Genomic DNA, 9,150 nt, shown 5'->3' on the forward strand with positions numbered 1-9,150 from the left:
TCAGCCTCCTCACTCCGCCGAAGCGCGTTTGGGCAGCACCCAATTCGGACGCGGGAAGTGGCACGTGTAGCCGTTGGGGACTTTCTCAAGGTAGTCCTGATGTTCGGGTTCGGCTTCCCAAAAATCGCTCACGGGTTCCACCTCCGTGACCACCTTTCCAGGCCACAACCCCGACGCGTTGACATCCGCGATGGTGTTCAGCGCGGTCTGCTTCTGCTGTTCATCGACATAGTAAATCGCAGAACGGTATGACGGACCGCGATCGTTGCCCTGACGGTTCGGCGTCGTTGGATCATGGATCTGAAAGAAGAACTCCAGCAACTGACGGTAGCTCGTCTGCTCCGGATCAAACAGAATCTCGATCCCTTCGGCGTGGTTGCCATGATTGCGATACGTCGCGTTGGGAACCTCTCCGCCGGTGTAGCCCACCCGGGTCGATTCAACGCCAGGCAACTTGCGAATCAAATCCTGCATGCCCCAGAAACATCCACCCGCTAAAACCGCTCGCTCTGTCATGATTCTTCTCCCTGGAATCTCATCGGATGTGGCACTGGCTAACCGCCTGCGTTGGTTCCTTCACACACAGTGAGCCGACGCCACGTTCAATTTGTCGTTCTATTTACCAATGCAAAACCGGCCGAACACGCGGTCCAGAATATCATCGGTGTAGACCTGGCCGGTCACTTCACCAATCGCCTCCACGGCAAGACGCATCTCAGCGGCCACCAGTTCATGCCCGGCCATCTGCTCGGTCCACTGGATCGCTTGCGCCAAGTGATCGATCGAGGCAGCCAACGAATCCTGGCACCGTGCCGCCGTACCAATCACGTTGCCTGTCTCGCCGGCATCACGTTGCTCTGCGAAATCGACCAGTCTTTCAATCAGGGCATCCACACCGACTCCCGACTCGCTGCTGACGGCCAAATCCGCCTGCATCGAATCACCGCTCCAATCCTCCGGCATCAAATCCCGTTTGGTTGCCACACAAATCAATTCCGCCGACCGCTTGGCATCGGGCAACATCGCATTGGGACCTTTCAAGGAACCAAAATCATCACCCAACGTCGCGTCCTTGCACCAGACATGCACGTCCGCACCTTCAGCCGCTTCAGCCGCTTGCCGTTGGGCTTCCTGAGAGATCGGTGCCTCCGGATCGGACTCCTCACGCGATTCCAGTCCCGCTGTGTCGATCAACTGAAACGAGTGACCGCCCCAGCTCGATTCCACCGTGACCAGATCGCGTGTCGTTCCGGCTTGGTCGGTCACAATCGCCGAGTCGGTGCGTGACAAAACATTGATCAGTCGACTCTTGCCGGCATTGGGCAGCCCTCGCAACACAACTCGAATCGTTGGCGTGGCTCCCCCGCGATCGCTCAATTGCGAACGCGTTTGTGCCAGCAGTGAGCGGAGTTCATTCAGTCGGCCAACCAAGACTTCGTCCGAGATGAACTCGATGTCTTCATCCACAAAATCCAATCCGGCTTCGACATCGGCCAACAAATCCAACAAAGTTGAACGAGCCGATTGCAGCGGCCGCGAAAGATTGCCTGCCAACTGCGAGAGCGCCTGATCCAAAGCGCCGCGATCCTCCGCCTCGATCACACCGAGCACCGCCTCGGCTTGCGTCAGATCCAAACGCCCGGCCAAAAACGAACGCATCGTGAATTCGCCCGGACGTGCCGCCCTGGCCCCAGCCCGTATGGCAGCGTCCAAACTCGATTGCAACAACGGCGGCGAACCAACCAGATGCAGTTCCGCTGAAGGTTGACCGGTGTAACTCCGCTGAGTCGGCCAGACCATCACATCGATATCGATGGCACCGAGCGGTTCCCCGAGAGCCAGCGTCTTGGACGTGCGAAACGGACGCCGGCCGATCAATTCGGCCGAGTCAAGAATCTGCATCCGACACAACACATCGACGCAGTCATGCCCCGACAACCGAACGATCCCGCGAGGAGCGGGCGTCATCGGCGACGCAATCGCGGCGATGGTGTCATCGGCTTCTGACGTCACCGGGTTGCCATGCCCACAGTGGCGGGATCCGCATTCACGCCGTGGTTACCCAATGACGTTGCGGTCGCTGACACCGAAGAACCGGAACCTCGTGCTACCTTCGTTCCCGATCCATCGACGCTTGGCCCGGCGTCTTCCAACGCATCCAATACCATCTGCTGGGACACCAAATCTCGCAACACAATCGGTTCGGCGGGCGACTTTCCTGGGTAGATCGCCAACACCGGAATCGATCGGCTTTGCAGTTCTTTCAGCTTCGCTTCGATCTCAGGATCTTGGTCCGTCCAATCCGCGAGCATCGGCACCGCGTCCAACTCTTCGATCAACTTGCGAGTCGGTTCGGTGTTGAGTGCAACGTTGTAGTTGACGATGCAGTTCACACACCACTTGGCGGTGAAGTCGATCATCACCGTGCGGCCTTCGGCCTGATACTCTTTCAACTTGGCTTCGTCATAAGGCTGCCACGCGATGGTCTTCACTCCGGCGGCTGGCTCCGGTGCCGGGCCCAACCAATGGAAAGCAGCGACGCCGATCACGATGGCCGACGCCACGCCACCCGACCACGCATACAATCGCGATGGCAGGCTGCTCCAACTGGGAACCTTGCCGATGATCCAGCAACCAAACCAGACACCGATCAAAGCCACGAACACGGGCAACTTGTCGCCGTCACTGAACTGATTGAAGAAGAACGCGACCGTCCCAAGAAACAAGAACGCCAAGAATTCCTTCAGCGTTTCCATCCAGGTGCCAGGCTTTGGCAACCAAGCCACAAGCGATGGCCAGATGCCAATCATCAGATAAGGGAGCGCCATCCCGACGCCAACGATCATGATGACCGCGACCGTTTGCAAACTGGTCAACGCGAACGTCAACCCCAGGATGCCACCCAGCAACGGACCGCTGCAGGGAGTCGCCAACACAGTTGCGAAAATGCCTTTGAAGAACGCACCGGTGTAACCTTCGCGTTGCTGCAATGCCTGCGAGGTCTTGCCAGCCGCCATGCCCGGAGCAGGAATCTCCCAAACGCCCAAGTAACTGAGGGCCATCGCGAACATCAGCAACGTCAGCCCCAAGCGGACGGGGAAGTATGTGAATTGTTGGCCCCAATTGAATGACAACAGCACCGCAAGCGCCGTCAGCACAGCAAACACCGACAAGATGCCGAGAGCGTAGACCACATTGAGAAAGAAAATTCGTTTGCGGTCTTCGCCGGCTTGCTGAACGAAACTCATCACCTTCAGCCCGACGACCGGCAACACGCAAGGCATGAAGTTCAGGATCACTCCGCCGATGAAGGCGAACAACAGCGTCGTGCCAAAGGCGGTGCCAGCGTTCTCCGTGTCTTCCAACACAGCATCGGCTTCGGGGGCCTCGGAGGTCACACCATGGCCGCCTCCACTCGCACCTGGACCGCTGGCTGCTCCGGTCGCCATCGCGATCTTGGCCGTGGCCTCTGTTTCAGGATTGGTTGCCGGTTTGGGCTGAGCACTCGCGTTCAAGGCAGCCGACACATCTTTGTCGACCCACTGAAGCGTGGCTGCATCGTCCAACACCAACATGCGTTTCTTCGCTGCCAACGTCATTGTCTTCGGTTCCGATTTCTCGGGCGCCGACGGGACCACGTTGATCACGGTCTCAAACCCAATCGCTTTGGGCTGTTGGCAACTGTCGTCCGTGCAAGCTTGATAGGCGATCCCACCGGCCAGTTTGTGTTCGCCCGGCGCCGCATCGGCGGGGATCGACACGGGGATCGTCCAAGTCACATTGCCATCGTGATAAGTCACACCGGGCAACAAGGCATAATCAATCGATCGCGACTTCGTTTGAGGTGCACCAACCTTCAACTTCGATTTCTCGCTGACCACAAAGTTCGTCTTGGATTGCTCGTCGTTCACGGCCGACGTGTAAACGTGATACCCCGAATCAGGAATCGCGGTGAAGCGGAGCGTGCCGGTTTGACCGGGTTCCAATTCCGGCGTCAAGTTGATCGCTTCCCATCGCACGACGTAGTCGTCATCGCGAAAAGCGTTCTTGGGATTGATCGGGTGAGCCTTCAAACCCGCGGGGTCATCCGACTTCGTCGACGCCATCGTGTGCTTGGTGGGCGACGCATCCGAAGCGGGAACCTCGCCTGTGAACTTGGCGGTCAGGGTCTCGTTGATTGGCATGCAGGCACCGCCAGTCAAACACGTCAACGCGTCCAGACGAATCTTCAAATCGCCCAACTGAGACACAGACGCTCCCTCCGCCAATTTCGCAGTGGCGGTGAAGTTGACTTCGTCTTCGAACTCTTCCACGGTGATCCCGCCAAAGTCTTGCGAGACGCTTCGCAGCGGTTCCCGATCGCTCTTCCACTCGCTGGCAAGTTTCACAGAGTCCGCACCCACCAAACTCAACTTGGTTGGCTTCGGTCCGCCTTTGGGCTGAGTCGTGGAATACAAATGCCACTTCGGCTGAAGTTTGACTTGAACGCGAATCTCGATCTCACCGTCGGCCGTGGCCGAGTAGGTCGCTGTCGCATCCGCTGGATCGTCCGTTTGCAACGCTGCGTTCCCATCCGCCGCGAAATCGTCCAGCGAGAATTCGGAGAACAAATCGGCCGCGCCAGGATTGTCCGCACGCACCGGCACCACAGCCGTGACAGCCAACCATGCCGCAAACAGAACAACACCAGGAACACACACTTTCCGAGCAAACCCGGGTTGATAACTGCGATCCATCGAAAACATCCTCCGACGAGATAATTCAATGAGATGAGAAGACATCGAACCCCATTCGTTCGACTGAAATCAGTCCCGTAGCTTAACAAAAGTGGCAAACTGAATCGATCAAACCGGAAATTCGGTTCGACAGAGCCTCGGGAGACGAGAAAAACACCCGCCGCCTCAGCCCGATCCAATCCACCCAATTCGCCATTCCCACCCACGCGTTCAAACGAAGCAGAGTCTCGCCCAGGGCAAGCTCTTCCGGTGTCGGGCTCTTAACAAAGAATGAGCGCGCCCTGGGACCATCCGCCAATCCCTGCTCGTGATTTGCGGAAGCAATTCGGTTGTATCCCTCCACCGCCCACCCCAGACGAGTGGTTGCCGATTGCTGTTCCAACTGAACCGGAAAACTACCCGCCCAGCGAACCAGGTCCACCACCGGGCAATCCCAGTCCATCGCGTCGTGATCAATGATGCCCGTCACACGTTCACGCGACGTGTCAAACAGAATGTGCTCCCGATGGATGTCGCGAAGCACCCAAGCCTGTCGCCAAGCTGCCGGCGCGGTCTGCAGGTGCTGCTGCAACTCCGAAGTCAGCAGGCGATGGATGGTGTCACCCTGCGAAACCATTCGTTCCGTCGCCGACATCATTCGCTGAGCCAACTTCTGATAGCCGCTCTGATTTCTCTGAAGGCAAAAGGAGTCCCCGCCACGATCGAGGACGCATCGTTCCAACAACGCGCACCACTGCGCGGTCGTGCTTGGCAACCGCTCTCGCAGCAAACTCCCGGAGGACAACCATGGCCTCAGTTCTTGAAGTCGCTGCAGCCGATCCCGAAAGCAACGCGGAAGCTCGCCGGAGCAAGCAACCGGCGCCGGCAAAGTGCTCAACCTCGCATGCAATCGTGCGATCGCTTCGCCGCCAAGCACCAAAGCTCGCGGGCCGGTCAGAGCATCGATGGCTTCACTGTCATCGCAGGCCTTCCCATCCACCCACGCAGTGCACTGCCAATGTCGACCTTGCTCCGAAACAATCCAACGACCATCCGCGGTGGGAATTGGTGCCGCCAGCAAACCCGAATTCAACGGGCGCGGAGAATCTCGCCCCACATTCGCGGCATCCAAATGAGTTGAAGAGATGTCAGTGCTGACTGGCGCGTCCAGCCTGATCCGATTGGGAACGTCATCCAAGTCGGGAACGTCACTCCAAGCGTCAGGTGGCTCTGCCATCGCTTTGGCGAGCTCACCGGCCACCTCATGCCAGCGAGCCACCGACTGCCCTTCGGGCGAAACCTTCAACGCAAAAGAAATGGGGGTCGCGGCGAGACGAATCCGATGCACCCGCCCGCCGCTGAACCCGGAGTCGCACGAATCAATGCTCAACGACGCTGCGTCTGGAAACCAGAGTCGGGCGATTCGTGAAACGTCCAAAACGAAGCTACTTCTCAGCCAGGAATGACATGATGGATTGTTCAGGGACTGGCAATTTTAGCAGCGGAGCAAACTCAGCGGTCAGCTCATCCACTTCGGTCATGCATTCATCCAACGACTCAACGCTCATTCCTGACAGCCGCTTGCAAGCGTTCGTGAATTTGTCTTGCTCGTGCCACTCCTTTTCGCTGCACGATGGAAGCAGCGACGCAAGCGCGACACAGGCGGCACCGCGAGCCCCATCGCCCATTTCCAGCAATTGTTCGATCTCGGTGTGCTTGGCAATCAAACCCACAAACTCTTCGGGAAGCTTCCAACGGGTCGCCAAAATCGCTGCGGCGTCCGCATGGTTCCAACCAAACATCTCTTGCTCCAACCCGCTCAGGCGTTTGCCTTCCGCGGCTCGTTTCTCGACCAACGCTTCGTATTCAGTCGGCAGCTCTTTCAGCAACAACGGGATCGCCATGTCTTGCAACAAAGCTCCTGCAAACAAATCTTCGGCTGAATCCAACTTCAACAACCGGCCCATCTTCCTTGCAAAGATGGCTCGCCGCAGTGAGTCTTGCCACAACGCTTTGAGATCAAACGGGCCGAACTTCGGGTTGGGGATCACGCTGAACACAGCGTTCCACAAAGCGAAGTTCACAATCGCTCGCGAACCCACCAACGTGATCGCCTGCGGGATGCTCATGATTTCGCGACTGAACCCAAAGTACGAGGAGTTCACAAATCGCAAAACCTGTCCCATCAATCCTGGGTCAGCCTCAATCGGCCGAGCAAAATCATTGGGCCCAGCGTCCTCTTTCTGGGAGAGTTGCAACAGGCTGATGGCACTGTGCGGTAACGCTGGCAAAATGTCGACATGAAAAACATCTTCCAAGTTGGTGCTTTCTGCGACGCTGGTCATCGATCTCGGCTCTTGATTCATTGGTGCATTGGTCGCCGCCGCGAAGGACTCGCGCGGGCTTGTTTTGGATGGCTGACAGAACTCTACGCCACGAATCCTTGGATGCAGGCCCGCAGCGTCGACGGAGCAAGCTGGATTCGCGATCCACATCGCGGCTTGGAAGCCTTTGCCGGTCGCACCGGTTTTGCCGACACATGATCCCGACGTTGTCTTTCACCAACGGGTGTTGCCAAGCCACCACATTCGTTGCCTACACGCATCGATTCCCGTTTGGCTCTCTCCTTCAAAAGCATGTCGTAAGCCGTTCTTCCCAGTGCACTTACAGCGACAACCGGCCCAACCGCGAGACTCTGGACCGGCACGTGCAACCGCCCAGTCCCATGGCACTCGCTCGCTTTCGCTCGTTCGGCAACGCCCGATCCAACTTCCGCCTTTCGTCTCATCGGCTCGGGAACTCCCCGCCAGTCGACGCATCGTTCTATTGGCATCGGCTGAAACGTACCGCTGGGCTGGCTGTCCTGCTCGGGATCGTGAACGTGCTCAGCGGCGCGTCCGGCCCGATGAAGGCCTCTCAGTCCAACCGCACCTCCACCCCGGCGGCGACTCAGCGTGAGCGACCGCAAGAACCAACGGTGCTCTCCACATCCAAGGCGACTCACTCCGCCAAAGCCACCGACGGCCCCCGCGCGGTGCCTCCGGTGGGCTGGCGACGCACCGTCAACGGCTGGGAAAACGTCGCGGAATGGCCCGACACGCACAACCACATAGGGGGGATCCCTGCGCAAGTGTCCCTCTCAGATCGGATCATTTTGCAAGAGAAACGCGAACCGGCGATGCTTCGGCACTGGATGGACAAGCTTCGGCACACCCATCCCGCGGTCATCGCTTCGGTGCAGGTTGCCAGCGTCCTGATTCTGTTCGCGACTTGGTTGGCAGTCCGCGAGAAACCCCGACGAAGTTCGCGTCCCGACGGTCCGCCCAGCCAGCTTGCTTCGTAGCGTTTCGCCAACAGCGCCCACAAAACTCGCCCTTTTGGGGATTTGGCCTGGCCGCTGTGCCTGTGCTTCTTGTCGCTTCGACCTAGGCAGGCCTCGCCCGTGACCAAACGTGTCACGCCCCTGGCGAATACTAGTGGTGTGAAGAGGAGGCAGCCGAAAGCGGCCTTCTCAAACCCTCCAACGTCGGCGAATCAAACGTGCCTCCGAAGTGCATCCTTCCGTGGAAAAAATGTCGGGCTTTCATTGTCTCGGGCACCTTCCTCGATAGGATCGACCTTGCGGCTTCGCAGGGATCGCCATGTCTGACCACCGTTGGTCTGGACATCGGTTGGGTTTGAATTGGAAACAAGAAAAGTTTGTTCAGGGAATAAAGGAATCAGGACATGGCAAAGAAACCACGCATGGCAACGCCCGCAGCATCCAAGGGCGTCAAGCTGGATCCAGGCATGAAGACCATCCTGGAAAAAGAACCCGGTCTGAAGACCACGCTTCAACAGATCGAAAAGTCGTTTGGCGACGGTGCGATCATGCCGCTGGGAGCGTCCCAAAAGCTGACCATCGATTGCATCTCCACAGGCAGCCTCAGCCTCGACATGGCGCTCGGTGGACAAGGCATCCCGCGAGGTCGAATCATCGAAGTCTTCGGACCGGAATCGTCTGGTAAGACGACCTTGGCTCTGCACATCGGTGCCGAAGCCCAAAAAGCGGGCGGCATCGCGGCGATCATCGATGCCGAGCATGCGTTTGACCCCAGTTGGGCCAAAAAGCTCGGTGTGGAACTGGACAGCCTGCTGGTCAGCCAACCGGGCAGCGGTGAAGAAGCGATGCAGATCTGCGAGATGTTGGTCAAATCCAATGCTGTCGACGTCATTATCGTTGACTCGGTCGCGGCTTTGGTTCCCAAGGCGGAACTCGAAGGCGAGATCGGCGACAGCCACGTGGGGCTGCAAGCTCGCTTGATGAGCCAATCGATGCGGAAGCTGACTGGTGCGATTGCGAAAAGCAAATCGGCCGTGATCTTCATCAACCAAATTCGCGAAAAGGTCGGCGTGATGTTCGGTAGCCCCGAAACCACCCCCGGCGGCCGGGCAC

The 9,150-nt window shown here is 58.2% G+C and carries 8 protein-coding genes; 3 read left to right on the forward strand and 5 right to left on the reverse strand.

Translation table 11 applies throughout. From position 1 onward, the window contains the following. Positions 1 to 9 precede the first annotated feature (9 nt). The 5 genes from msrA to ACF8AM_RS00845 form a co-directional block, all read right to left on the reverse strand. The gene (msrA, locus tag ACF8AM_RS00825) at positions 10 to 516 is read right to left on the reverse strand and encodes a peptide-methionine (S)-S-oxide reductase MsrA (RefSeq protein ID WP_392553802.1); all 507 of its coding nucleotides are present in this window, start codon (positions 514 to 516) and stop codon (positions 10 to 12) included. Between the two features lie 99 nt (positions 517 to 615). Continuing rightward, positions 616 to 2,013, reverse strand: a complete 1,398-nt coding sequence (locus tag ACF8AM_RS00830; RefSeq protein WP_392553803.1) for a tRNA modification GTPase — start codon at positions 2,011 to 2,013, stop codon at positions 616 to 618. Then, positions 2,010 to 4,745: a protein-disulfide reductase DsbD domain-containing protein gene (locus ACF8AM_RS00835; protein ID WP_392553809.1), complete on the reverse strand. Its 2,736-nt coding sequence runs from the start codon at positions 4,743 to 4,745 to the stop codon at positions 2,010 to 2,012. The genes ACF8AM_RS00830 and ACF8AM_RS00835 overlap by 4 nt, the downstream gene beginning before the upstream one ends. A gap of 73 nt (positions 4,746 to 4,818) precedes the next feature. After that, a complete protein-coding gene (locus ACF8AM_RS00840; protein WP_392553804.1) occupies positions 4,819 to 6,105 on the reverse strand; it encodes a phosphotransferase in 1,287 nt (428 codons plus the stop codon). A 55-nt stretch (positions 6,106 to 6,160) separates the two neighbouring features. Further along, the gene (locus tag ACF8AM_RS00845) at positions 6,161 to 7,060 is read right to left on the reverse strand and encodes an HDOD domain-containing protein (protein WP_392553805.1); all 900 of its coding nucleotides are present in this window, start codon (positions 7,058 to 7,060) and stop codon (positions 6,161 to 6,163) included. Between the two features lie 12 nt (positions 7,061 to 7,072). Here ACF8AM_RS00845 and ACF8AM_RS00850 point away from each other — a divergent pair, with 12 nt between their 5' ends. The 3 genes from ACF8AM_RS00850 to recA all read left to right on the forward strand — a co-directional run. Beyond that, positions 7,073 to 7,258: a hypothetical protein gene (locus tag ACF8AM_RS00850; RefSeq protein WP_392553806.1), complete on the forward strand. Its 186-nt coding sequence runs from the start codon at positions 7,073 to 7,075 to the stop codon at positions 7,256 to 7,258. Between the two features lie 8 nt (positions 7,259 to 7,266). Beyond that, positions 7,267 to 8,058, forward strand: a complete 792-nt coding sequence (locus ACF8AM_RS00855) for a hypothetical protein (RefSeq protein ID WP_392553807.1) — start codon at positions 7,267 to 7,269, stop codon at positions 8,056 to 8,058. 383 nt (positions 8,059 to 8,441) lie between these two features. Then, positions 8,442 to 9,150: recombinase RecA (gene recA, locus ACF8AM_RS00860; RefSeq protein WP_392553808.1), on the forward strand; the 709-nt coding region annotated here is incomplete at its 3' end.

It is taken from the genome of Rhodopirellula sp. JB055 (assembly GCF_043100905.1).
Taxonomy (GTDB): domain Bacteria; phylum Planctomycetota; class Planctomycetia; order Pirellulales; family Pirellulaceae; genus Rhodopirellula.

Coding starts and splice junctions, on each gene's coding strand:
- msrA (WP_392553802.1), bottom strand. CDS start 516: ATGACAGAGCGAGCGGTTTTAGCGGGTGGATGTTTCTGGGGCATGCAG.
- ACF8AM_RS00835 (WP_392553809.1), bottom strand. CDS start 4,745: ATGTTTTCGATGGATCGCAGTTATCAACCCGGGTTTGCTCGGAAAGTG.
- ACF8AM_RS00845 (WP_392553805.1), bottom strand. CDS start 7,060: ATGACCAGCGTCGCAGAAAGCACCAACTTGGAAGATGTTTTTCATGTC.